Source organism: Streptomyces hundungensis (genome assembly GCF_003627815.1).
Classification (GTDB): Bacteria; Actinomycetota; Actinomycetes; order Streptomycetales; family Streptomycetaceae; genus Streptomyces; species Streptomyces hundungensis_A.
Map to the genome: position 1 here is coordinate 6,908,219 of NZ_CP032698.1, position 22,987 is coordinate 6,931,205.

Sequence of the window (22,987 nt, forward strand, 5' to 3'; positions counted from 1 at the left end):
CCCGGCCCACCCCGCGCCGCGCACTCGACAGTGACGGAAAACCTGTGATCACCACAACGGGCCTGACCAAGGTCTACCAGTCGCGCGGACGAGATGTCACCGCGCTCGACGGCGTCGACCTGCATGTGCGCGAGGGCGAGGTGTACGGCGTCATCGGCCAGAGCGGTGCCGGCAAGTCCTCCCTCATCCGCTGCGTCAACCTCCTGGAGCGCCCCACCTCCGGCACGGTGACCGTCGACGGCATCGACCTGACCGCGCTCGCCGGCCGCGGCCGACGGGCCGGCAAGGACCTGCGCCGGGCACGCTCGCGCATCGGCATGGTCTTCCAGCACTTCAACCTGCTGTCCTCGCGCACCGTGCAGGACAACGTCGAGCTGCCCCTGGAGATCCTCGGGATCTCCGGCAAGGAGCGCTCCCGCAAGGCCCTGGAACTGCTCGACCTGGTCGGCCTCGCCGACAAGGCCAAGGCCTACCCCGCCCAGCTCTCCGGCGGCCAGAAGCAGCGCGTCGGCATCGCCCGCGCCCTGGCCGGAGACCCGAAGGTGCTGCTCTCGGACGAGGCGACCAGCGCCCTCGACCCCGAGACCACCCGCTCGATCCTCCAGCTCCTGCGCGACCTCAACCAGCAGCTCGGCCTCACCGTCCTGCTCATCACGCACGAGATGGACGTCGTCAAGACGGTCTGCGACTCGGCCGCGCTCATGCGCGCGGGACGCGTCATCGAGTCCGGCACGGTGAACGAACTGCTCGCCACCCCCGGCTCCGAACTCGCCGCCGAACTCTTCCCGGTGACCGGCGAGGCCACCGGCCCCGAGCGCACCGTCATCGACGTCACCTTCCACGGCGAGGCCGCCACCCAGCCGGTCATCTCCCAGCTGTCGCGGACGTACAACATCGACATCTCGATCCTCGGCGCGGCCATGGACACGGTCGCCGGCAAGCAGATCGGCCGGATGCGGATCGAACTGCCCGGCCGCTACGAGGAGAACGTCGTCCCCGTCGGCTTCCTGCGCGAGCAGGGCCTCCAGGTGGACGTCGTGGACACAAGCGTCCCCAACGACAGCCAGGCGCTCGACCTGGTCGAGGAAGGTGCCAAGTGAGCTGGTCGGAAATGCAGCCGCTGCTGTCGCAGGGCACGTACGACAGCCTCTACATGGTGCTCTGGGCGACCCTGGTGACCATCGGGCTCGGGCTGCCGCTCGGTGTGCTGCTCGTGCTCACCGACACCGGCGGCCTGCTCCAGAACCGCCCGGTGAACAAGGTCATCGGCGTGATCGTGAACATCGGCCGCTCGCTGCCCTTCATCATCCTGCTGATCGCCCTGATCCCCTTCACCACCTGGCTCGTCGGCACCTTCATCGGCCCCAGCGCGATGATCGTGCCGCTCTCCATCGGCGCCGTCCCGTTCTTCGCGCGGCTCGTGGAGACGGCCGTGCGCGAGGTCGACCACGGGCTCGTCGAGGCCGTCCAGTCGATGGGCGGCGGCATTCCCACCATCGTGTGGAAGGTGCTGCTCCCGCAGGCGCTGCCCTCGCTCGTCTCCGCGATCACCACCACCGTGATCACCCTCGTCAGCTACTCCGCGCTGGCCGGCGCGGTCGGCGGCGGCGGTCTCGGCTCGGTCGCCATCACCTACGGATACCAGCGCTTCGAGACCAACTTCATGCTCATCACGGTGGCCGTCCTGATCGCCATCGTCACCGTGATCCAGCTGCTCGGCGACGGCGTGGTACGCCTGCTCGCCCGCCGCGGCCGGACCTCCTGACCCTTCTCCCCAACGGCCCGCACTCCTTGTCCGGGCGTCACACCGCACCACCGGAAAGAGGCACTTTTCGTGCGTAAGAACACCAAGATCACCGCTGTCGCCGTCGTCACCGCCGCGCTCGCCGTCGGCCTCACCGCCTGCGGCTCCTCCTCCGACCCGAAGACGGCCGGCGGCAAGGCCGACGAGTCCAAGGCGCTCGTCGTCGCGGCGTCCCCGACCCCGCACGCCGACATCCTGAAGTACGTCAAGGACAACCTGGCGGCCAAGGCCGGACTCAAGCTGGAGGTGAAGGAGTTCACCGACTACGTCCTGCCGAACACCGCCACCGAGCAGGGCCAGGTCGACGCCAACTTCTTCCAGCACAAGCCCTACCTCGACGACTTCAACAAGAAGAACAGCACCCACATCGTGCCCGTCGTCAACGTGGAGCTGGAGCCGCTCGGCCTCTACTCGCACAAGGTCAAGTCGCTCAAGGACCTCACCTCCGGCCAGACGGTCGCCGTCCCCAACGACACCACCAACGAGGGCCGCGCCCTCCAACTCCTCGCCACCAACGGCCTGATCACCCTGAAGGACGGGGCCGGCTCCGGCGCCAAGCTCTCCGACATCAAGGACAGCAAGGGCCTGAAGTTCAAGGAGCTGGAGGCCGCCACGCTGCCCCGCGCCCTGAACGACGTGGACGCCGCCGTCATCAACGGCAACTACGCCATCGAGGCCGACCTCAAGCCGGCCAAGGACGCCCTCGCCCTGGAGAAGGCGGAGAACAATCCCTACGCCAACTTCCTCGCCGTCAAGCAGGGCAACGAGAACGACCCGCGCGTCCAGAAGCTCGCGAAGCTCCTGAACTCCGACGAGGTGAAGAAGTTCATCACCGACAAGTACGCGGGCTCCGTCGTCCCCGCGTTCGGCGCCGCCAAGTAGCGCTCCCCGCAAGGCCGGACGAACGCCCCGGACACCCCGTCAGGTGTCCGGGGCCTTCGTCGCCACGGCCACCCGGCCATGCGCGCGGACGGCCCGATGCTGCATGCTGTGCCTTTACGGTCCTTATCGGTTGACGGGCCACGCGGGCCCCAGGGGCCCCGAGGTCCCCACGGCGGTCCACGGCATGGAGCGGCACATGACTACCCCCTTTCCGGTGTTCCCGGACATCTCCATCAGCACGGACCGCCTGGTGCTGCGCCCCTTCGAGGATGCCGACAGCCCCGCGCTCATCGAGATGATGAACGACGAGCAGGTCGTCGCCTGGACCGCGGTGCCCCACCCCTACACGGCCCGCGACGCCGACGACTGGGTCCGCCACATCGCCCCGCGCGAGCGCACCGAGGGCCGAGGAATCGTTCTGGCGGTCACCGAGTTCCTCACCCAGCGCCTCGTCGGCATCGTCCACCTCCAGAACACCAACTGGCGCACCCTGGCCACCGAGGTCGGCTATGTCGTGGCGCCCTGGGCGCGCGGCGAGGGCTATGCCACAGAGGCCGTGCTCGCCACCGCGCAATGGCTGTTCAGGGACCAGCGGTTCGAGCGCCTGGAACTGCGCACCGCCGCCGACAACACCGCCTCCCAGCAGGTCGCCCAGAAGATCGGCTGCATCAGCGAGGGCGTGCTGCGCAACGCCTGGATAGCGCGTACGCAGACCGAGGACGGCGGCTGGACGGACATCCGCACCGACCTCATCGTGTGGAGCCTGCTCCCGGAGGACCTGGACGGAATCGCCGACCAGCTCGCGGACGCCGGTTACGCCTCCTACACCGACTGGAACTGATCCACCCGGGCACGCCGGGAGCCGATCCACCCGCGCACGTCGGGAACCGGCCCACCGCTGACGGCCGCGAGGCCCGTATGGACCGTCCCCGACTACCCTCGTTCCGTACCCCGGCACCTCCGCCGCCCCGCGACCACACCTGGAGTCTGACGAAGATGGCCGACCGCGTCACGGTGATCGGCTGGGACGGCTCGCCCCTCACCCCCGCGGCCACCTCCGCCCTCTCCGCGGCCACCCTGGTGGCCGGCGCCGCCCACCACCTCGCACTCCCCGAAGTACCGCCCGGCGCCGAGCGCATCCGCCTCGGCAGCGTGGGCCTGGCCGCCCGCCGCATCGCCGGCCACCGCGGCAGCGCGGTCGTCCTCGCCGACGGCGACCCCGGATTCTTCGGCGTGGTGCGCACCCTCAGGGACCCCGAGCACGGGCTCGAGGTCGAGGTCGTGCCCGCCGTCCCGTCCGTCGCCGGAGCCTTCGCCCGCGCCGGGATGCCCTGGGACGACGCCCGGATCGTCGTCGCCCACCCCCGCACCCTGCGCCGCGCCGTCAACGTCTGCCGCGCCCACGGCAAGGTCGCCGTCCTCACCTCGCCGGGCGCCGGACCCGCCGAACTCGCGCTGCTCCTCGAAGGCGTCCACCGCACGTTCGTCATCTGCGAGGAACTCGGCAGCGACCGCGAACAGGTCACCGTCCTCACCTCCGAGAACGCCGCCGACCACGCCTGGCGCGACCCCAACGTGGTCATCGTCCTCGGCGGCGGCCCCGCCACCGAGGGCGACGGCTGGCTCGCCGGACCCGCCCCCGGCTATCCCTCCGCCCCGCGCGGCTGGGCGCTGCCCGACCGCGAGTACGGCGCTGGGCTCGGCCCGGGGGAGTCCACCGAACTGCGCGCCGCCCAACTCGCCCGGCTCGGGCCGCGCGTCGGCGACCTCGTCTGGGACATCGGCTGCGGCAGCGGCGCCCTGTCCGCGGAGGCGGCCCGGTTCGGCGCCGCCGTCATCGCCGTCGACGCCGACGCGGAGGCCTGCTCGCGTACCGAGTCCACCGCCCGCCGCTTCGGCGTCCAGGTCCAGGCCGTCCACGGCAGGGCCCCGCACGTCCTGGAGTCGCTGCCCGAACCCGATGTCGTACGCGTCGGAGGAGGCGGCGCCGCCGTCGTGGAGGCGTGCGCCGACCGCAGGCCGGAGCGCATCGTGACGCACGCGGCCACCCGGGACGAGGCGGAGGCCGTGGGAGCGGCGCTGAGCGCCGGCGGGTACGACGTCGAGTGCGCGCTGCTGCAATCGGTCGACCTCGACACGAGCGCCTGGACGGAGCGCGAACGCGCGGTCGCCTTCCTGCTCTCCGGAAGGCGGAAAGAAAGATCCCCGTGACTCCTCCGGCGCGTCGCGGGGGGTAGGCTGGCCGATCGTTGTACCGCACCCGGCCGTTCGGCGCTCACCTCGTCAAAGGCCGGAAAAGGGGCCCCCTTTGGCACCGTCGGCGGTACGGCACATCCGGGGGACGCGCAACGTGGCGCAGCCCACACGGTCCGTGGCCGAGATGGACCGCCACGGCGGCGGAGGCCCGCGACAATGCATGGTGTCGTTGATGCCTGCGGGCAGCTCGCCACCGCGGCGCACTCGTCGCGAGCGACGGGTGCCGCGCGCGTGACGTGAGCGCGGCTCCCCGGGCGCAGGCCGAAGGAGCACTACAGATGGGCGAGGGGTACGCATGACTGACACCGGCCAGGTCCCGGGCGAGGGACTGCCGGAGAACGCAGGCATGGTGGAACAGCCGGGCGTCCCCGCTCCCGGCGCCTACACCTTCCTCGACCCCTCCGAGAACCCCGCGGACGACGACGATCTGCTGCTGATGCCGGGCGCCCAGGGCGCCTGGATCGACCCGCAGTCCGCGCCCGCCCAGGCTCCCGCTCCCGCTCAGGCGCCCGCCCCTGCCATGGCGCCCGCGCCCGGCCAGGCCGAGCCCGGCGCGCACGAGGCCGGCGGCCGTGACACCGGCTCGGTGGAACTCGGCGCCGTCCGCGCGCCGCAGGCACCCACCGCCACCGCGCCGCCGTCCCGCCGCCCCCTGCACCTCGGTCCCCAGGTCCCGGACGCCTCCGGGGGCGTCGTACGCTCCCTTGCCGACCGCGGCCCGGCCGGCACCCCGGGCAACCCGACGGCCGCGCGCACCCAGGGCCCGCCGGCCGCGGGCCCCGAGTATCTGGACATCCCGCGCGAGGAGCCGGCCGCCCAGCTGCCCGGCCCGCACTTCGGTGACCTCCCGCCGCAGCCCGGAATGGCATGGACGCCTCAGCAGCGATCGGCGCCGGACGCCTCGCTCAACATCGCCATGCCTGTTGCAGAAACGGTCGTCCCGGAGGAGTTCGCGGCGCAGGCCGCAGCTTCCGGCCCGCAGCACCAGGGCGCGGAACACGCGGTGCGGACGCAGGCAGGGCCGCCCGCCCCGCCCGCCCTCCTCGTGGACCAGCTCGTCGCCCAGCAGGCACCGCGGCAGGCGGCCCAGCAGTCGGCGCAGCAGCCCGAACAGCCGCAGCCCGTCGGCCAGTTCGTGCCCGTGGAGGGCTCGGTTCCGACCGGCCCCCATCTCGCCCCGGCCCCGGCCGCGCCCGTACAGGACGTCCATCAGGAGCCCGTCGCGCAGGACGTGCCGCAGCAGGCCGCCGAGCCCGTGGCCCCGGCCGCGCAGCCGGAGCAGGCCGCGCCCGCCGAGCCCGTCGCTCGGGCCGCCGCCGAACCCGCGAAGCCCGAACCCGCCACGCCCGAGGCCCCGGCGCCCGCGCAGGCCGTGGCGGACCAGGCCGTCGCCGAACCCGTGGCGGAGCAGCCCGCCCCGGCAGCGCCGGTCGCCGGCGAAGCGGCGTCCGCCGAGCCGATCGTCGCCGAGCCGGCCCGGGCCGAGGCCGCCCCCGCCGGGGTCGCCGCGCCCGAGGCCGTCACGGTGGAGCCCACCGCGCAGGCCGCGGCCGAGCCCCTCGTCGAGGCGCCGCTCCCGCAGCCGCCCGTGGCGGTCGAGCCCGCCGCCGAGCAGCCGGTCCCCGAGCCGCACGGTCAGGCCACCACGCATGTGGCCCTGCACGTCCCGCAGGCCGCGGTGGCCGAGCAGGCGACGCAGCAGCCGAACGCGGCCGAGCCCGCCCCCGAAGCGCCGACGGCCGAGACGGCGCAGGCGCCCGTCGCCGAGCCCGTCCAGGCGCCCGAGCCCGCGCTCGTACCCCAGCAGGAGCAGCAGGAGCAGCAGGAACACCCCGGGCAGCCCGTCGCCGTACCGGCGGTGGCACCGGCCCCCGAAGAGGCTCCGGCGCCCGCCCCCGCCGTCTCCGAGGCGATCTCCGAGGAGGCGTCCGTACCGGAAGAGCCCCTCGACGTGGTCGTCGCGCCCCAGCCGCTCGCCGCCGCGGGGCCCGAGTCCGGCGCCCCCTCGGCCGGGCCGGAGGCGCCCGCCGCCGAGCAGGTCGCCGAGCCCGTCGAGGTGCCGGAACAGGCGCCCGCCGCCCCCGCCTACGACGACGCCGAGCGCGAGGCCGTGCTCCGGGTCATGCGGGAGCGCCGCGACATCCGCAACGGCTTCCGCGGCGACCCGATCCCGCACGAAGTGCTGCTCCGCGTCCTGGAGGCGGCCCACACCGCGCCCTCCGTCGGGCACTCGCAGCCCTGGGACTTCGTGGTCATCCGGTCCGCCGAGACCCGCCGCACCATGCACGAACTCGCCCAGCGCCAGCGCGAGGCGTACGCCAAGTCGCTGCCCAAGGGCCGGGCCAAGCAGTTCAAGGAACTGAAGATCGAGGCCATCCTCGACACCCCGGTCAACATCGTCGTCACCGCGGACCCGACCCGGGGCGGCCGGCACACCCTGGGCCGTTACACCCAGCCGCAGATGGCCCCGTACTCCTCGGCGCTCGCCGTCGAGAACCTGTGGCTCGCCGCCCGCGCGGAGGGCCTCGGCGTCGGCTGGGTCTCCTTCTTCGACGAGCGCGAGATGGTGCGCGCCCTCGGCCTGCCCGAGCACCTCGAAGTCGTGGCCTACCTCTGCGTCGGATACGTCGACGAGTTCCCCGAGGAGCCCGAGCTGATGCAGGCGGGCTGGTCCAAGCGCCGCCCGCTGTCCTGGGTCGTCCACGAGGAGACGTACGGGCGCCGCGCGCTGCCCGGCGAGGACCCGCACGACCTGCTCCAGGAGACCGTCGCCGGCATCCGCCCGCTGGACGCCAAGGCGCTCGGCGAGGCCTGGGAGCGGCAGAAGCGGATGACCAAGCCGGCCGGTGCGCTCGGCATGCTGGAGATCATCTCCGCGCAGCTCAGCGGGCTTTCCCGCAAGTGTCCGCCGCCGATCCCGGAGCCCGCGGCCGTCGCGATCTTCGCGGGCGACCACGGTGTGCACGCCCAGGGCGTCACCCCCTGGCCCCAGGAGGTCACCGGCCAGATGGTCGCCAACTTCCTCGGCGGCGGCGCGGTCTGCAACGCCTTCGCCAACCAGGTGGGCGCCGAGGTCTGCGTCATCGACGTGGGCGTCGCCTCCGAACTCCCCGCCACCCCCGGCCTGTTGCCCCGCAAGGTGCGCTCGGGCACGGCCGACATGACAACCGGCCCCGCGATGACCCGCGAGGAGGCGATCGCCGCCATCGAGGTCGGCATCGAGACCGCCCGCGATCTGGTGGCGGCCGGCAACAAGGCGCTTCTGACGGGTGAGATGGGCATCGCCAACACCACGGTGTCGGCCATCCTGATCTCCCTGTACACCGGCGTCGACCCGGCGGAGGTCACCGGCCGGGGCACCGGCATCAACGACGAGACGCACGCCCGCAAGGTCGATGTCGTACGCCGCGCCCTCGAACTGCACCAGCCGGACCCGGCCGACCCCATCGGCGTGCTCGCCGCGGTCGGCGGCCTGGAGCACGCGGCCCTGGTCGGCTTCCTGCTCGGCGGCGCCTCGCTGCGTACGCCGGTGATCCTGGACGGCGTCAGCACCGGAGCCGCCGCCCTGGTCGCCCGGGCGATCGCCCCCGAGGTCCTCTCGGCCTGCATCGCCGGCCACCGCAGCGCCGAACCCGGCCACGCCGCCGCCCTCAACAAGCTGGGCCTGCGCCCCCTGGTCGACCTCGACCTCCGCCTCGGCGAGGGCACCGGCGCGCTGCTCGCCCTGCCGGTGGTGCAGAGCGTGGCCCGCGCGATGCACGAGGTCGCCACGTTCGACTCGGCGGGCGTCACCGAGAAGTAGCCCGTACGCATGAGCGGGGGGCCGGGGTCGCTGACCCCGGCCCCCACTCGTGCCGCACCACCCGCCCGCCCCTTAGGCTGTCCGCGGGAACGCGTACCCCCTCCCACCAGCCGCTTCACCGCCGCAGCGGCCCACCGCACGTCACTCCGCCCGAGGAGCACCCGCCGCCATGGTCGAACACCCCGCGTACCCCGTAGGCCTTCGCCTCACCGGCCGCCGCGTCGTCGTCGTCGGCGGCGGCCAGGTCGCCCAGCGCCGACTGCCGGCCCTCGTCGCCGCCGGAGCCGACGTCACCCTGGTCTCCCCGAGCGCCACCCCCTCCGTCGAGGCGATGGCGGACGCCGGCGAGATCCGCTGGGAGCGCCGCCGCTTCGCCGACGGCGACCTGGCGGACGCCTGGTACGCCCTGGTCGCCACCGCCGACGCCGAGGCCAACGCGCGCATCTCCGCCGAGGCCGAGCGCTTCCGCGTCTGGTGCGTACGCTCCGACGACGCGACCGCCGCCACCGCCTGGACCCCGGCCACCGGCCGCTCCGAGGGCGTCACCGTCGCCGTGCTCACCACGGACACCCCCGACCCGCGCCGCTCCGCCGCCATCCGCGACGCCGTCGTCGAGGGCCTGCGCGACGGCACCCTGGTCGCCCCGCAGCAGCGCACCCGCACCCCCGGCGTCGCGCTGGTCGGCGGCGGCCCCGGCGACCCGGACCTGATCACCGTGCGCGGCCGCAGGCTGCTCGCCGAGGCGGACGTCGTCATCGCCGACCGGCTCGGCCCCCGCGACCTCCTCGACGAACTCCCCCCGCACGTCGAGGTCATCGACGCCGCGAAGATCCCGTACGGACGGTTCATGGCGCAGGAGGCCATCAACAACGCGCTGATCGAACACGCCAAGGCGGGCAAGGCGGTCGTGCGGCTCAAGGGCGGCGACCCGTACGTCTTCGGGCGCGGCATGGAGGAACTCCAGGCGCTCGCCGAGGCCGGCATCGCCTGCACGGTGGTGCCCGGCATCTCCAGCTCCATCTCGGTGCCGGGCGCGGCCGGCATTCCGGTCACCCATCGGGGCGTGGCGCACGAGTTCACCGTGGTCAGCGGCCATGTGGCACCGGACGACGAGCGCTCGCTCGTCGACTGGAAGTCGCTGGCCCAACTGCGCGGCACCCTGGTGATCCTCATGGGCGTCGACAAGATCGGCGCGATCGCCCGGGCCCTCGTCGCCCACGGAAAGAACCCGACCACCCCGGTCGCACTCGTCCAGGAGGGCACCACCGCCTCCCAGCGCCGCGTGGACGCCACGCTGGGAACGGTCGGCGAGGTCGTCAGGACCGAGGCGGTCAAGCCCCCGGCGGTCATCGTGATCGGCGACGTCGTCACGGTGAACCCCCGCCCGTAGCCCCGGCGTACACCCACCCATGAGCACCCATGGGTGGGCATCCCCACCCATGACCACCGGCGCCGGATCTCCGTCCCAGCCGTTGGCACCCCACCCAGGACAAGGCAGTATCACCCTGTGGCCGATCTCATCACCGTCGACGACCCCGACGACCCGCGACTGCGCGACTACACGGGCCTGACCGACGTGGAGCTGCGGCGCCGCCGCGAGCCCGCCGAGGGCCTCTTCATCGCCGAGGGCGAGAAGGTCATCAGACGGGCCAAGGACGCCGGCTACGAGATGCGCTCGATGCTGCTGTCGGCCAAGTGGGTCGACGTCATGAGGGACGTCATCGACGAGCTCCCGGCGCCGGTGTACGCGGTCAGCCCGGAGCTGGCCGAACGCGTCACCGGCTACCACGTGCACCGGGGCGCCCTCGCCTCGATGCAGCGCAAGCCGCTTCCGACCTCGGACGAACTCCTCGCCGCCGCCCGCCGGGTGGTGGTCATGGAGGCGGTCAACGACCACACCAACATCGGCGCGATCTTCCGCAGCGCCGCGGCCCTCGGCATGGACGCGGTCCTGCTCTCGCCGGACTGCGCGGACCCGCTGTACCGGCGTTCGGTGAAGGTGTCGATGGGCGCGGTCTTCTCCGTCCCGTACGCCCGCCTGGAATCGTGGCCCAAGGGCCTGGAGACGGTCCGCGGCGCCGGGTACCGCCTGCTCGCCCTGACCCCCGACGAAAAGGCCTCCAGCATCGAGGAGGCGGCCCCCCACCAGCTGGACAAGGTGGCCCTGATGCTGGGCGCCGAGGGCGACGGCCTCTCCACCCAGGCACTGGTGGCGGCCGACGAGTGGGTCCGCATCCCGATGGCCCACGGAGTCGACTCCCTGAACGTGGGAGCGGCAGCGGCAGTCGCCTTCTACGCAGTAGCAACAGGCACCCCAACCCCCTGACCGAGCCTCCGAACGCCCCGGCTGGGGGCGCGGGGAACTGCGCGCCCAGCCAACGACGGCCCGCACTCGCCCACCCACCCCAAGGGGAGCAGAGCCAAGCCTCCGGGCCCTGGGCGGCCGGCACCCCCTAGGGGCGCGGGGAACTGCGCGCCCAGCCACGTACAACCCGCACCCGCCCATCCACCCCAGAGGGAAAGCAGAGCCGAGCCTCCGGGCCCTGGGCGGCCGGCACCTCCTAGGAGCTGTCCGGTCGATCATGTGACTACTCCGCGCCTGTGTCGTTGATGTGGACATGGGGCGGGGCGATTTGACGGATGCCGAGTGGGAACGGCTGCGACCGTTCCTTCCGGTCAGCAACAGGCGTTGTGGCAGGTGGCGGGACCATCGGCAGGTGATCGACGGGATTCTGCACCGGGTGCGGACCGGCGTTCAGTGGCGTGACCTGCCTGAACGGTTCGGCCCGTGGAAGACGGTCTATGAACGCCACCGCATGTGGTCGGCCGACGGAACCTGGGAACGCCTGCTCCAGCAGGTCCAGGCCGAGGCCGATGCGGTCGGAGAGATCGACTGGGACATCTCGGTTGACTCCACCATCGTGCGGGCGCATCAGCACGCCGCTGGCGCCCGCACCGAACCACCGCCGGCTCCCGCCTCAAAGGGGGACGCAGCGGCAGAACACCAGGGCGAAACGCCGTGGCAGAGCCTCGTCGCCCGCCTGGTGGAGGTGGTGCAGGAGGTGAGGGCCTGGGCCGCTCGCGGGGCGGGTTCACCACCAAGCTCCACCTGAGCGCAGACGGCCGCTGCCGCCCGCTTTCCCTCATCGTCACACCGGGACAGCGGGCGGACTGCACGCAGTTCAAGCCCGTGTTGGAGAAGATTCGCGTCCCGCGGATCGGGTCGGGCAGGCCGCGCAGGAAGCCTGACAGCCTCGCGGCGGACAAGGGTTACAGCAACGGCCCGTGCCGCGAGTACCTGCGGCGCCGGGGCATCCGGCACACGATTCCGGAGAAGACCGACAGCCAGGCCGCCCGCCTGCGCAAAGGGTCATGCGGCGGACGGCCACCTGGCTTCGATGAAGAACGGTACAAGAAACGCAACACCGTCGAACGGGCGATCAACCGGCTCAAGCACGCCAGAGCCGTGGCCACCCGCTACGACAAGCGCGGCTACGTCTTCCTCGGAACCGCAACCGCAGCAGCCCTCGTCATCTGGCTCCGAACATGAGTGCCCGGGCGAGACCTACGGCGTGTTCCTGCCCTTGCCGTTCCCACCGGCGAGCTGGCCAACCATCATGACTACGAGGCCAACCAGGAGAATCACGCCACCGATCAGCGTCCCTGTCGGTCGCGTGCCGGAGTCGCTGATCACCAGTCCGAACACCAGCTGCCAGCACAGCGCGAAGGCCACCACGAGCTGCCCCCAGCCGTAGAGCTGGGGAGCACGGACATGGCGCCGGTTCATGGGGAGCACCCATCCACGGGAAACGGCAGCAATGCCGGAGGCAGCGATGAGCAACGCCATCAGCACAAGAGGTATGGCGAGGTACAGCTTCACGGTCGCTCCCTGCAGGGTCGGGCCCACGCCCGACGCCAGCGTGATCATGACACCCCTCGCATGGCAGGTCCATCCCCTTGAGGAGCTCTGTGATCGACCGGACAGCTCCTAGGGGCGCGGGGAACTGCGCGCCCAGCCACGTACGGTCCGCAGACGAAAAGCCGACCCCAGACCCCCACCACCGCACAGCGACCAGGCAGAACCCTCAGAACTGCTTGACCGCGGCAATCCCCAACAAAACAATCAACGTCACCAGAACGAACACGGTAAGCCGCTGCCGAAGCAGCCGAGGGTTGGCGGGCCGCAGCCCACCGCCCGAGGTGCGCGCCCCGGTCCGGGTACCCGGCCGCCCGGAACGGGAGGCGGTGCCCCGCGCCCCACCCGTACGCGACCCCGTACGCGACCCGTCCGCACGCGAACCCCCCGTACGCGCCCCACCCGCACGGGAAGCGGATCCCCCCCGCCCCCCGGCCGGGAGGCCGACGCCCCGGTGCCCCGACCGCCCGCCTCCGTATAGCGCTGCGTACGGTCATCAAGCCGCCCCGTAGACCGCTCAACCCGATCGACCCGCTCAGCCCGCTCAACCTCAACCCGCTCACGCTGAGCCGGCGCGCGCCCCTCCGCCCCCTGCCCGTGCAGACCGCCCTGGGCCTCCCGCGCGGCGATCTCCTTGAGCCGCATCGAGAGCTGAAGCGTGCTGGGACGCTCCTCGGGGTCCTTCGCCAGACAGGCCCGCACCAGCGGGGCCAGCGCGTCCGGCACGCCGCGCAGCTGCGCCTCCTCGTGCACCACGCGGTACAGCATCACCTCGGAACTGCCGTGCCCGAAGGGCGAGTCGCCCATCGCCGCGTACGCCAGCGTCGCGCCCAGCGAGAAGACGTCGGTGGCCGGGGTGACGGCGGCCCCGCGCACCTGCTCGGGGGCGAGGAAGCCGGGGGAGCCGACCGCAGTGCCCACATGGGTCAGCGTCGAGGCTCCGGTGGCCCACGCGATGCCGAAGTCGATGATCCTGGGCCCCTTCGGGGACAGCAGGATGTTGGACGGCTTGAGGTCGCGGTGGACGACACCGGCCTCGTGCACGGCCACGAGCCCCTCCGACAGCGCCGCCCCGATCGCCGCGGCGTCGGCGGCCGCCAGCGGCCCCTCCTCCGCGACCTTGTCGTGGAGGGAGGGCCCGGGGACGTACTGCGTGGCGAACCAGGGCCGCTCGGCCTCGAGGTCGGCCGCGACGAGCCGGGCCGTGCACCCTCCCCGGATCCGCCGCGCGGCCGAGACCTCACGGGCGAACCGGGACCGGAACTCCTGGTCCTCGGCGAGATCGGGCCGGATCACCTTCAGGGCCACGCGCTGCCCGCGCCGGTCGGATCCGAGGTACACGACCCCCATGCCGCCCGCGCCGAGCCGTCGGTGAAGCCTGAACGAGCCGACGACACGCGGGTCCTCGCGCCGGAGCCGCATCATCGCCATTTTCATCCCCGCTGCCAGTCCTGTTGACGGGCACAGCTTACGTACCCGTCGCCCGGTGTGCTCATAGGCCGCGCCCTCACGGCCCGAGCGATTGTCAGTGCCCGGTGGGAAACTTGAGGAGTGGTCAGCAGGCCGCGGATCCATGGCCGCTGCCCCGTGCGAGATCTCAACGGTCCGTCGCAGAAGGGGGTTTGGATCTATGAAGGGTGACCGCGTGGAGATAGTGGTGGACGCGGGAGACACGACCCGGACGTACGAAGTGGTGGCAAGCCGGGCGGGTCGCAGGGTGGAGACGGCGGTCCGGCGCGGGGTGGTGGAAGTGAGCGAAGTCACCCGTAGCGGCACCGTCGTGCGCACCGCCCGCTTCATGGCCACCCGGGTGCTGGCCCTGGTGGAGCAGCCCGTCCCGAGGGAGGACACGGGGGAGGTCGAGGCCCGGACACAGGGGCGTCCCCTCCGGGAAGACCCCAAGGCGTAGGGGGTCCGTCTCCACCCTGGGGAGTAGGCGCGGGGTGACGGCTCATCCCCTGGGAGGCCCGGGGATCGGTACGAGGGCATGACGTCCGGCGCCGCGAGGATCCCTAGTGTTGAAGTCAAGCGGCGGGTGATGCACTCGTCCCCCGAGGTCAGACGCCCGCCGCTGCACACCTTCGATCGACAGACCAGCGCACTCGCCGAACCCGCGCGAACGGTGCACCAGCCTCACCGGCCTCACCGGCGGCGTCGCCGGTGCACCGGCGTGAGCGACGAACAGACCGATGAGCGAACAGGAGAGGACCATGGCGGACACGGCTGCGCGGACGATCATCCGCACGCGGGGACGCAGGGCGTACAGCGCGGCGTTCGGTGCCCGCAGCTCCGGCCCGCGCCACCCCTTGGTGGCGACGGCCATGGTCCTTCCCCTGGCCGCCCTGCTCGTCGTCGTCTTCGGCGGCTGGGACGCGGTGGTCACACAGGCGTCGTCCGTGGGCGTGATGTTGGGGCGCTGAGCGGCGCTCCGGACCCGGTAGAGCGGACCGGGTCGGGACATCCGGCCTCTTTTCAGCCCCGTGGGGACGGGGGTGCGGCGGACGGCAGTAGAAGGCGTTGCCCGATCGGCTGGGGAGCCGATCGGGCAACGCCTTTTTGCGTACCCACCCGCTTCCCGCCCGCCGGCTCTCCTTCGCCCGCTGACCGCCGGCCCTCCCGGCCCTCAACCGACCGTCGCGGCAAGCGCGTTGAACGACGGAACCCCCGGCCTTGGAGAAGGCCGGGGGTTCCGGGTGGTGCGCGATACTGGGATTGAACCAGTGACCTCTTCCGTGTCAGGGAAGCGCTCTCCCGCTGAGCTAATCGCGCGGGACGGCCCCCAACACCACTGGGACCGGTTACTTCGTGTTACTGCGTGCGCGATACTGGGATTGAACCAGTGACCTCTTCCGTGTCAGGGAAGCGCTCTCCCGCTGAGCTAATCGCGCGGGACGGCCCCCAACATCACCGGGGCCGGTTACTTCGTGTTACTGCGTGCGCGATACTGGGATTGAACCAGTGACCTCTTCCGTGTCAGGGAAGCGCTCTCCCGCTGAGCTAATCGCGCTTGGAGGTGGAGACGGGATTTGAACCCGTGTAGACGGCTTTGCAGGCCGTTGCCTCGCCTCTCGGCCACTCCACCAGGAGTGCATATGGGGTTCGGGAAGATCCCCCACATCGAGCGGACGACGAGATTCGAACTCGCGACCCTCACCTTGGCAAGGTGATGCTCTACCAACTGAGCCACGTCCGCTTGTCGTTTCCGTTTCGCTTGCGCGTCCCGGCGACGTGTTGAACTCTAGCGGATTCCCGGGCCAGCACAAAAACGCGTTTGTGCAGCGTGCTGCCCTGTGCCTGGTCCGCGCCCCGGTCAGGGGGTGGGCAACTGTTCGCCTCCGGGCCACTCAGGGGCACCCCACCTGCACCGGCCCTAGACTCGGCTGCGTGCACGACCTCGCTCCGCTGGCCCGCTTCGGCCACCTCGTCGCCTCGGACCTGCGTGATGTCACCAGCGATCCCGACGCCCTCGACTCCACCGGCTTCTGGGCCGTCTCCGCCGATTTCGAGGGCCGTCTCGTCTGCGCCCGCTTCGGGGACGTCCGTACGCGACCGGTCCCCGAGCCCGTGCCCGGAGCCTGGCGCGGGCCCGCCACCGAGGACTGGACGTCCTCCCTCGACCGCGCCGCCTACACGGCCGGGGTGCGCCGCATCCGCGAGCACATCGCGGCCGGCGAGGTGTACCAGGCGAACCTCTGCCGGGTGCTGACCGCGCCGCTGCCCGACCCGGCGGCGGCCGATGTCGACGCGCTCACCGCGCTGCTGGCCCGCGGCAACCCGGCGCCCTATGCCGGAACGATTCGGCTGCCCGCGCACGGGGTCGAGATCGCCACCGCCTCGCCCGAGCTCTTTCTGCGGCGTACCGGGCGGGTGGTGGAGTCGGGGCCCGTCAAGGGGACCGGGCGGACCGCCCAGGACCTCCTGGAGAAGGACCGCGCCGAGAACGTGATGATCGTGGACCTCGTCCGCAACGACATGGGGCGGGTCTGCGCCACCGGCTCGGTGACCGTGCCCGAGCTGTGCGCCGTCGAGGAGCACCCCGGCCTGGTCCACCTGGTCTCCACCGTGCGCGGTGAGCTGCGCGCGGGCGCGGGCTGGCGCGAGCTGCTGAAGGCCACCTTCCCGCCCGGCTCCGTCACCGGGGCGCCGAAGTCCAGCGCCCTGCGGATCATCGAGGCCCTGGAGACCGCGCCCCGCGGCCCCTACTGCGGAGGCATCGGCTGGGTCGACGCCGACCGGGGCACCGCCGAGCTCGCCGTCGGCATACGCACCTTCTGGGTGGACCGGCCGCGCGGGGCGCTCTGCTTCGGCACCGGGGCGGGCATCACCTGGGGTTCGGACCCGGAGCGGGAGTGGGAGGAGACCGAGCTGAAGGCCTCGCGCCTGCTGACGGTAGCGTCGGGCGCGGGTGCCCACAGCGGGCACAGTGGAAGGACCGGGTAAATGCAGATCTGGGTCAATGGCGCTCTGCGCGACGCCGACGCCGCGCGGGTGTCCGTCCTCGACCACGGGCTCACCGTGGGCGACGGAGTCTTCGAGACGGTCAAGGCGACCGGCGGGAGGCTGTTCGCGCTCACCCGCCATCTGGACCGGCTGACCCGCTCGGCCCGCGGGCTGGGCCTCGCCGACCCGGACCTCGACGAGGTCCGGCGCGCCTGCGCGGCCGTCGTCGAGGCCAACCCCATGCCGCTCGGCCGGCTGCGGATCACCTACACCGGCGGGCTCTCACCGCTCGGCTCCGAGCGGGGGGACACGGGCCCCACGCTGGTCGTCGCGATCGGCGAGACCACGCGCCGGCCCGACACCACCGCCGTGATCACCGTCCCGTGGACCCGCAACGAGCACAGCGCGGTCGCGGGCCTGAAGACCACGTCGTACGCCGAGAACGTCGTCGCCCTCGCCAAGGCGCACGGCGCGGGTGCCACGGAGGCCCTGTTCGCCAACACCGCGGGGCAGCTCTGCGAGGGCACCGGCACCAATGTCTTCGTGGTCGTCGACGGCCGTCTGCACACCCCGTCGCTCGCCTCCGGCTGCCTCGGCGGGATCACCCGCGCCCTGACCGTCGAATGGACCGGCGCGCACGAGAGCGAGCTGCCGCTCGACGTCCTGGAGAGCGCCGAGGAGATCTTCCTGACCTCCACGCTGCGCGACGTCCAGGCCGTACACCGCGTGGACGGACGGCAGTTGGCCTCCGCGCCCGGGCCCGTCACGGCCAAGGTCATGCGGATCTTCGACGAGCGGGCCGGATCGGATCTCGACCCGTAAAGCTGGTGACGGACGGCGCCGTGGCAGGTACAACGGCCTTGATGACCACCACCATTCGGCCGACCGAGCCGCTTCAGCAGGGCGCCGACGGCGCCAAGTCGCGTGTGTACGACGTGTGTGTGAACAGCCGACGCGTCGGACGGATCACGATCACCACCGATGGGTGGTTCGGGGCCGCCATGGGCCGGATCGAGGAGCTCCACATCGACCCGGCCGACCGCGGCCGCGGGCGCGGCACCGTCGCCGCGCTCGCCGCCGAGGAGGTGCTGCGCGGCTGGGGCTGCGACCAGGTCCGCCTGTCGATCCCGGCCGACGCGGACGCGGCGCTGCGGATGGCGCGTGCCCTCGGCTATCTGGAGGGCAGCCGCACCATGCTCAAGCAACTCCCGTCCACTGCGCCCGAGTTGGCGCCCACGGTGACCGGGCGGCCGATGACCGCGGAGGAGTTCGAGGGCTGGGAGCGCGCGGAGGTGGAGAGCTACGCGCGCAGCTGGATCGAGCGGGGCGTGCCCGAGGAGCGGGCCCGGGAGCGCTCCGCCGCGGAGCACCGCGCGTTGATGCCGGAAGGGCTCGCCACCGCGGGCACGCGCTTCTTGGTCCTCGAAGAGGGCGGGAGCGCCGTCGGCACCGTATGGGTGGCCAAGGCGCCGGCCCCCGGGGACGGCGCATACATCTACGACGTCAACGTCGCCGAGGAGCACCGGGGCCGGGGCCACGGCCGCTCGCTGATGCTGCTCGCGGAACGGGCGGCGCTGGCCGACGGGATGGACACGATGGGCCTGCATGTGTTCGCGGACAACACCCCGGCGCTGCGCCTGTACGAGTCGCTCGGGTACCGGCCCACCCTCTTCCACCAGTACAAACCCCTGCTCTGAGCTACGGGGCGAGCAGGCGCTCCGCGATCTGCTCGATGCGCTCGCGCAGGCCCTCCTGGCTCTTGCCGCCGTCCAGGCGCTCGTCGCCGATGACATACGTCGGCGTCCCGGTCACGCCGATCGCCTTGCCCTCGGCCTGGTCGGCGTCGACGATCAGGATGTGCCGGCCGTCGATGAGCGCGGTCTCGAACTCCTCGGCGTCCAGGCCGAGTTCGGCCGCTACCTCCACCAGGAAGGACTCGCCCCGGGTGGCCAGGCGCTCGGTGTCGGCGAGCACCGCCTCGACGTACGGCCAGCCCTGACCCTGCTCGAAGGCCTCTTCCGAGGCCTGGGCCGCGGCGAAGGCGTGCTGGTGCTTCTCCAGCGGGAAGTGCCGCAGCCGGATGTCCATCCGGTCGCCGAAGCGGGCGCGCAGGGCGCGGATGTCGTCGAGGGCGGTACGGCAGTCGGGGCACTGCAACTCGCACCACACGTCGAGGACGACGGGACCTGAGGTGCTGGAGGGGGTGGTGTCGCTCATGGGGCCAGTCTCCCAGCAACCGGGACCTGGGGAGGATGCCGCCCCGGAGATCTCCCTGAGGTCGCCGCCGAGCGTGGCCCGAGGGAGGGGTTCCGGTGCAGGATGGAAGAAGCCATACCCCCCATGCCTGGAGGAACCGGATGCTAGCCGAGACCGTCTGCTCCGCCGTGTCCGCGGCCGGGCTGGGCATCGCTGCCGTCACGGCGTACCGCCGGCGCTTCCTCGCGGCCACGCGCATCGCCGCCTATGCGCTGGTCCCGGTCGGCCTCGTCATGACCGGGGTCGTGGCGTGGGTGTCGGGCATCGTCTTCAAACCGAGCGTGTGGCTGGGCTTCGGCCTGCTCGGGGTCGCATGGCTGCTGTTCCTGACGACCCGGGCCGTCGAGCGGCGCGGCGGTGGCACCCGCAAGGAGCGCAAGGCCGCCGCGGCGGCCGCGCAGCGGGGTGCGGTGGCCCCGACGGCCTCGGCCCCCTCGCTCGGCGAGCGGCGGGCACCGGCCGCGCGGCCGACGGCGGGGACCAAGCCCGCCGCGAGCGACGACTTCAGCGACATCGAGGCCATCCTGAAGAAGCACGGCATCTGAGGACCGCGCCTGCCCATCCGCGCCAGCCCACGGCGCCCGCCCATCCGCGCCCGCCCTTCGCCTCCTGCCCGGGTGCGGGCAAGGGCACGGGCAGGGGCGCTGGGGAGCGGGGGCGTAGGAGCGGCGCGAAAATCTAGCGCGTCCCTCCCCGTACGCGCTACGACTTCGGGCGAACTCCCTCTGCTTATGGGCGTGTTGGTATACCCATGCGGTGCGGCTGGGTCATCATCGCTCGGAGATGCTGGACACTTCCCAGGGCTCCACCCCTGCACCGACCGACAAGCCGAGCGCGCCCGACCCGCAGGCGCGGGGCTGTCTCTTCGCGCTCTCCCAGCCGCCCCTGATGATCTTCCTGGGGGTGATCGGGTGCTTGCTCCTCATGGCGGCCGTGCACGACCTGTTCCTGCTCTGACCGGCCCGGCCGCGGGGGAGCGGCCGTGCTCAGCCCGCTGCTTCCTTGCGTCGGGCCCGGTACGCCGCCACGTGCAGGCGGTTTCCGCAGGTGCGGCTGGAGCAGTAGCGGCGGGAGCGGTTGCGGGAGAGGTCCACGAAGGCCCGCCCGCAGTCCGGGGCCTCGCACCGGCGCAGGCGTTCCTGCTCGCCGGTGACCACGATGAACGCGAGCGCCATGCCGCCGTCGGCGGCCAGGTGGTCGGCGACCGAGGCGCCCGGCGCGAAGTAGTGCACATGCCAGTCGTAGCCGTCGTGGTCGGTCAGCTGCGGGGTGGTGCCGGCGGCCGCGACCAGCTGGTTGACGAGCTGGGCGGCGCTGCGGGCGTCGGGCGCCGCGAAGATCTCGGCGAACCTGCTCCGCACGCCCTGGACGCCCAGCAGGTCACCGGCGGAGAGCCGCTCCACACCGCTGACGCTGTGGTCCTGGACGAATCCGTAGAGCGCGTCCACGTCCGCGAGCCGGTCGGTCGCCTCGCTCTCCGGCGCCGTGTTCACCAGATCGACCACCATGTCGAGGGCGATCCGGGTGTCGTGAGGGATCAGCACGATTCGCTCCCTGGCCTGCCGCGGGCGGGCGCCCGTCGGTGCTGGCCGACTTTAGCGGCTCGCGCCCGGCACGCACCGGTGCCGTCCCCCACGACGGCTTTCGTGGGGGACGGCACCGGTGCGTGCCGCTATGTGGTTGTCCGCGCGGCGCCGTCGCCCCGAGTCGGACGGCGCCGGGCGGCTCTCCGCCTGGCCTCAGTTGTTCTCGGCCAGGATGTGTGAGAGTTCCGTGTCGAGATCGAAGTGACGGTGCTCGGTGCCGGGCGGTACCGCGGCGTCGGTCCGCTTCAGGAACGACTCCAGGGCCCGCGCCGGGGCTTCGAGCAGGGCTTCTCCTTCCGGCGAGCTCAGGGCGATACAGACGACGCCCTGGCCGTGGCTGCGTGACGGCCAGACTCTGACGTCGCCGGTTCCGGTGGGCCGGTGCAGGCCCTCGGCGAGGAGGTCGCGGGCGAATACCCACTCGACCGTCTCCTCGGCTCCGGTGTGGAAGGTGGCGTGCACGGCATAGGGATCGGCCGTGTCATACCGCAGGCCCGCGGGTACAGGCAGTGAGGACTCGCTCGACACAACGAGGCGCAGGTGCAGCTCGCAGCTGACCGTGGTGTTCATAAGCGCCAGGGCCTTTCGCTCAGTGTGCGCTCGGGGATTCGCACGTCGGCGAAATCGACATGCCACCTACGGTGCCGTTGTAAACCCCTCTGACCGTTTTGCAGGGGTTCACGTAGCTCGTACGGCGGACTATTACTTTGGGTTATAGGTCCATTTCGGTGAAGCCCTTTCGAGACACCCGTCCGGTAGGTTGGGACGCATGGATACGGGGAGTGACGAACAGGGCGACGTGGCTCTCGGCTCGCGTGCGCCGAAGTTCATCAAGGCGTCCAGGCCGCTGCATCTGAGCTGGCAGGTCGGGGTTTTCGTGGTGGGTCTCGCGGTCGTGGCCGCGGGAGTCGTGATGCTGCCGCTGCCGGGCCCCGGCTGGCTGGTGATCTTCGGCGGCATGGCGATCTGGGCGACCGAATTCGTCTGGGCCCAGCTCGTGCTGCGCTGGACCAAGCGCAAGGTCACGGAGGCCGCGCAGAAGGCGCTCGACCCCGAGGTCCGGCGCCGCAACATCATCCTGACCACGGTCGGCCTGGTGATCGTCGCCGTGCTCGCCGGGATCTACGTCTGGAAGTTCGGCTTCGTGATGCCGTGGAAGATCAACGAGTGACCGGCGAGTGACCGGCGCCTGTCCGCACCTGGTCAAAGGCCCCGCTGACATGCGGTAATGTTTGCGGTGCGCCCGGGCGATTAGCTCAGTGGGAGAGCGCTTCGTTCACACCGAAGAGGTCACTGGTTCGAACCCAGTATCGCCCACCCGGACCGAAGGCCCCGGAGATCATTTCGATCTCCGGGGCCTTCGGCGTTCCCTGGCGGCACCCGTTTCGCCGCGGGCCCTGGCGCGCAGACTGGGGGCATGGACTGGTGCCGCTACCGCTTCCGCAGCGTCTGGGACCTGACGGCGCCGCCCGACGCCGTGTACGCCGTCCTGGAGCGCGTCGAGGAGTACCCGGGCTGGTGGCGCCAGGTCCGCGAGGTGACCTCCGTCGACGAGCGCACCGCCACCACCCGCTTGCGCTCCCTCGTCCCGTACGACCTGTGCGTCACCGCCCGCGAGAGCCGGCGCGACCCCGCCGGGCTCGTCCTGGAGGCGGCGCTGAGCGGTGACCTCGAAGGCTGGGCGCGCTGGACGCTGTTCGGGCACCGCGGCGGGACACGGGCCGTCTACGAACAGGCCGTCGAGGTGCGCAAGCCCCTCATGCGACGGCTCGCGGTGCCCGGCCGGCCGGTGTTCCGCGCCAACCACGCCCTGATGATGAGCTCCGGGCGGCGCGGGCTGCGGCGCCGGCTCGACGAAGGAAGCCGTACCGGGCGCGCCGTCGAAGAGCGCCGGTTCGGATGACCGGCGGGCGGTTTGAAAGCTGGGCCCGGGGGCCTGTATTGTTCGGTGCGTTCCCGGGCGATTAGCTCAGTGGGAGAGCGCTTCGTTCACACCGAAGAGGTCACTGGTTCGAACCCAGTATCGCCCACCGGGAAAGGCCGGT

The 22,987-nt window shown here is 72.1% G+C and carries 23 protein-coding genes and 7 tRNA genes; 20 read left to right on the plus strand and 10 right to left on the minus strand.

Annotated elements, in window-relative coordinates; translation table 11 throughout:
- Positions 1-44: 44 nt before the first annotated feature.
- From DWB77_RS30660 to DWB77_RS30700, 9 genes are all read left to right on the plus strand, one after another.
- Entirely contained in the window at positions 45-1,100 is a 1,056-nt protein-coding gene (locus DWB77_RS30660; protein WP_120725099.1) for a methionine ABC transporter ATP-binding protein, read from the plus strand.
- The gene (locus DWB77_RS30665) at positions 1,097-1,765 is read left to right on the plus strand and encodes a methionine ABC transporter permease (protein ID WP_120725101.1); all 669 of its coding nucleotides are present in this window, start codon (positions 1,097-1,099) and stop codon (positions 1,763-1,765) included. Before DWB77_RS30660 ends, DWB77_RS30665 begins: the two co-directional genes overlap by 4 nt.
- A gap of 69 nt (positions 1,766-1,834) precedes the next feature.
- The gene (locus DWB77_RS30670; RefSeq protein ID WP_120725103.1) at positions 1,835-2,686 is read left to right on the plus strand and encodes a MetQ/NlpA family ABC transporter substrate-binding protein; all 852 of its coding nucleotides are present in this window, start codon (positions 1,835-1,837) and stop codon (positions 2,684-2,686) included.
- Between the two features lie 184 nt (positions 2,687-2,870).
- Positions 2,871-3,527: a GNAT family N-acetyltransferase gene (locus DWB77_RS30675; protein WP_120725105.1), complete on the plus strand. Its 657-nt coding sequence runs from the start codon at positions 2,871-2,873 to the stop codon at positions 3,525-3,527.
- Between the two features lie 155 nt (positions 3,528-3,682).
- Positions 3,683-4,897 (plus strand): precorrin-6y C5,15-methyltransferase (decarboxylating) subunit CbiE, encoded by a 1,215-nt coding sequence (gene cbiE, locus DWB77_RS30680; RefSeq protein ID WP_120725107.1) that lies wholly within the window; start codon positions 3,683-3,685, stop codon positions 4,895-4,897.
- Between the two features lie 340 nt (positions 4,898-5,237).
- Positions 5,238-8,744, plus strand: coding sequence for a nicotinate-nucleotide--dimethylbenzimidazole phosphoribosyltransferase (cobT, locus tag DWB77_RS30685; protein WP_120725109.1), 3,507 nt, complete (start codon positions 5,238-5,240; stop codon positions 8,742-8,744).
- Between the two features lie 169 nt (positions 8,745-8,913).
- Positions 8,914-10,134 carry a uroporphyrinogen-III C-methyltransferase gene (gene cobA, locus DWB77_RS30690; protein ID WP_120725111.1) on the plus strand — a complete coding sequence of 407 codons (1,221 nt, stop codon included), beginning with the start codon at positions 8,914-8,916 and terminating at the stop codon, positions 10,132-10,134.
- Between the two features lie 117 nt (positions 10,135-10,251).
- Positions 10,252-11,070: a TrmH family RNA methyltransferase gene (locus DWB77_RS30695; protein WP_120725113.1), complete on the plus strand. Its 819-nt coding sequence runs from the start codon at positions 10,252-10,254 to the stop codon at positions 11,068-11,070.
- Between the two features lie 292 nt (positions 11,071-11,362).
- A protein-coding gene (locus DWB77_RS30700; protein WP_428985093.1) for an IS5 family transposase occupies positions 11,363-12,294 on the plus strand; the annotation gives its coding sequence in 2 pieces (ribosomal slippage) (positions 11,363-11,740 and positions 11,743-12,294; 930 coding nt in all).
- A 15-nt stretch (positions 12,295-12,309) separates the two neighbouring features.
- On the opposite strand, the gene DWB77_RS30705 is transcribed toward DWB77_RS30700, so the two are convergent.
- A complete protein-coding gene (locus tag DWB77_RS30705) occupies positions 12,310-12,672 on the minus strand; it encodes a hypothetical protein (RefSeq protein ID WP_246033332.1) in 363 nt (120 codons plus the stop codon).
- Between the two features lie 201 nt (positions 12,673-12,873).
- On the minus strand, positions 12,874-14,097 hold the full coding sequence (locus tag DWB77_RS30710; protein ID WP_120725115.1) for a serine/threonine-protein kinase: 1,224 nt from the start codon (positions 14,095-14,097) through the stop codon (positions 12,874-12,876).
- A 193-nt stretch (positions 14,098-14,290) separates the two neighbouring features.
- Here DWB77_RS30710 and DWB77_RS30715 point away from each other — a divergent pair, with 193 nt between their 5' ends.
- Together DWB77_RS30715 and DWB77_RS30720 are read left to right on the plus strand one after the other, a co-directional pair.
- On the plus strand, positions 14,291-14,569 hold the full coding sequence (locus DWB77_RS30715) for a hypothetical protein (RefSeq protein ID WP_120725117.1): 279 nt from the start codon (positions 14,291-14,293) through the stop codon (positions 14,567-14,569).
- A 301-nt stretch (positions 14,570-14,870) separates the two neighbouring features.
- Positions 14,871-15,080 (plus strand): hypothetical protein, encoded by a 210-nt coding sequence (locus DWB77_RS30720; protein WP_120728447.1) that lies wholly within the window; start codon positions 14,871-14,873, stop codon positions 15,078-15,080.
- Between the two features lie 274 nt (positions 15,081-15,354).
- Here the strand turns inward: DWB77_RS30720 and DWB77_RS30725 are convergent.
- The 5 genes from DWB77_RS30725 to DWB77_RS30745 all read right to left on the minus strand — a co-directional run bounded on the left by DWB77_RS30725 (position 15,355) and on the right by DWB77_RS30745 (position 15,853).
- A tRNA-Val gene (locus tag DWB77_RS30725) sits at positions 15,355-15,429 on the minus strand.
- A gap of 47 nt (positions 15,430-15,476) precedes the next feature.
- Positions 15,477-15,548, minus strand: a tRNA-Val gene (locus DWB77_RS30730).
- Positions 15,549-15,595: 47 nt separating this feature from the next.
- Positions 15,596-15,667 (minus strand) — tRNA-Val (locus DWB77_RS30735).
- A 1-nt stretch (position 15,668) separates the two neighbouring features.
- A tRNA-Cys gene (locus DWB77_RS30740) sits at positions 15,669-15,742 on the minus strand.
- Positions 15,743-15,780: 38 nt separating this feature from the next.
- Positions 15,781-15,853 (minus strand) — tRNA-Gly (locus DWB77_RS30745).
- 191 nt (positions 15,854-16,044) lie between these two features.
- On the opposite strand from DWB77_RS30745, the gene DWB77_RS30750 reads away from it, so the two are divergent.
- The 3 genes from DWB77_RS30750 to DWB77_RS30760 are packed head-to-tail and all read left to right on the plus strand — an operon-like array spanning position 16,045 to position 18,797.
- A complete protein-coding gene (locus DWB77_RS30750) occupies positions 16,045-17,100 on the plus strand; it encodes a chorismate-binding protein (protein ID WP_162952645.1) in 1,056 nt (351 codons plus the stop codon).
- Entirely contained in the window at positions 17,101-17,922 is an 822-nt protein-coding gene (locus DWB77_RS30755; protein WP_120725121.1) for an aminotransferase class IV, read from the plus strand.
- 41 nt (positions 17,923-17,963) lie between these two features.
- Positions 17,964-18,797: a GNAT family N-acetyltransferase gene (locus DWB77_RS30760; protein WP_120725123.1), complete on the plus strand. Its 834-nt coding sequence runs from the start codon at positions 17,964-17,966 to the stop codon at positions 18,795-18,797.
- A gap of 1 nt (position 18,798) precedes the next feature.
- Here DWB77_RS30760 and DWB77_RS30765 read toward each other — a convergent pair whose 3' ends face one another.
- Complete coding sequence (locus DWB77_RS30765) at positions 18,799-19,317, minus strand: DsbA family protein (protein WP_120725125.1); 519 nt, start codon at positions 19,315-19,317, stop codon at positions 18,799-18,801.
- A 140-nt stretch (positions 19,318-19,457) separates the two neighbouring features.
- On the opposite strand from DWB77_RS30765, the gene DWB77_RS30770 reads away from it, so the two are divergent.
- Positions 19,458-19,901, plus strand: coding sequence for a hypothetical protein (locus tag DWB77_RS30770; protein ID WP_120725127.1), 444 nt, complete (start codon positions 19,458-19,460; stop codon positions 19,899-19,901).
- 238 nt (positions 19,902-20,139) lie between these two features.
- Positions 20,140-20,313, plus strand: coding sequence for a hypothetical protein (locus DWB77_RS38020; RefSeq protein WP_162952646.1), 174 nt, complete (start codon positions 20,140-20,142; stop codon positions 20,311-20,313).
- Between the two features lie 29 nt (positions 20,314-20,342).
- On the opposite strand, the gene DWB77_RS30775 is transcribed toward DWB77_RS38020, so the two are convergent.
- Positions 20,343-20,900 (minus strand): CGNR zinc finger domain-containing protein, encoded by a 558-nt coding sequence (locus DWB77_RS30775; RefSeq protein ID WP_120725129.1) that lies wholly within the window; start codon positions 20,898-20,900, stop codon positions 20,343-20,345.
- A gap of 195 nt (positions 20,901-21,095) precedes the next feature.
- Entirely contained in the window at positions 21,096-21,512 is a 417-nt protein-coding gene (locus DWB77_RS30780; RefSeq protein WP_053723613.1) for an SsgA family sporulation/cell division regulator, read from the minus strand.
- Between the two features lie 199 nt (positions 21,513-21,711).
- Between DWB77_RS30780 and DWB77_RS30785 the strand changes: the two genes are divergently transcribed.
- The 4 genes from DWB77_RS30785 to DWB77_RS30800 all read left to right on the plus strand — a co-directional run bounded on the left by DWB77_RS30785 (position 21,712) and on the right by DWB77_RS30800 (position 22,972).
- Positions 21,712-22,113 (plus strand): TIGR02611 family protein, encoded by a 402-nt coding sequence (locus DWB77_RS30785; protein ID WP_120725131.1) that lies wholly within the window; start codon positions 21,712-21,714, stop codon positions 22,111-22,113.
- A 74-nt stretch (positions 22,114-22,187) separates the two neighbouring features.
- Positions 22,188-22,259 (plus strand) — tRNA-Val (locus DWB77_RS30790).
- A 100-nt stretch (positions 22,260-22,359) separates the two neighbouring features.
- Positions 22,360-22,845 carry an SRPBCC family protein gene (locus DWB77_RS30795; RefSeq protein ID WP_120725133.1) on the plus strand — a complete coding sequence of 162 codons (486 nt, stop codon included), beginning with the start codon at positions 22,360-22,362 and terminating at the stop codon, positions 22,843-22,845.
- Between the two features lie 55 nt (positions 22,846-22,900).
- Positions 22,901-22,972, plus strand: a tRNA-Val gene (locus DWB77_RS30800).
- Positions 22,973-22,987 lie beyond the last annotated feature (15 nt).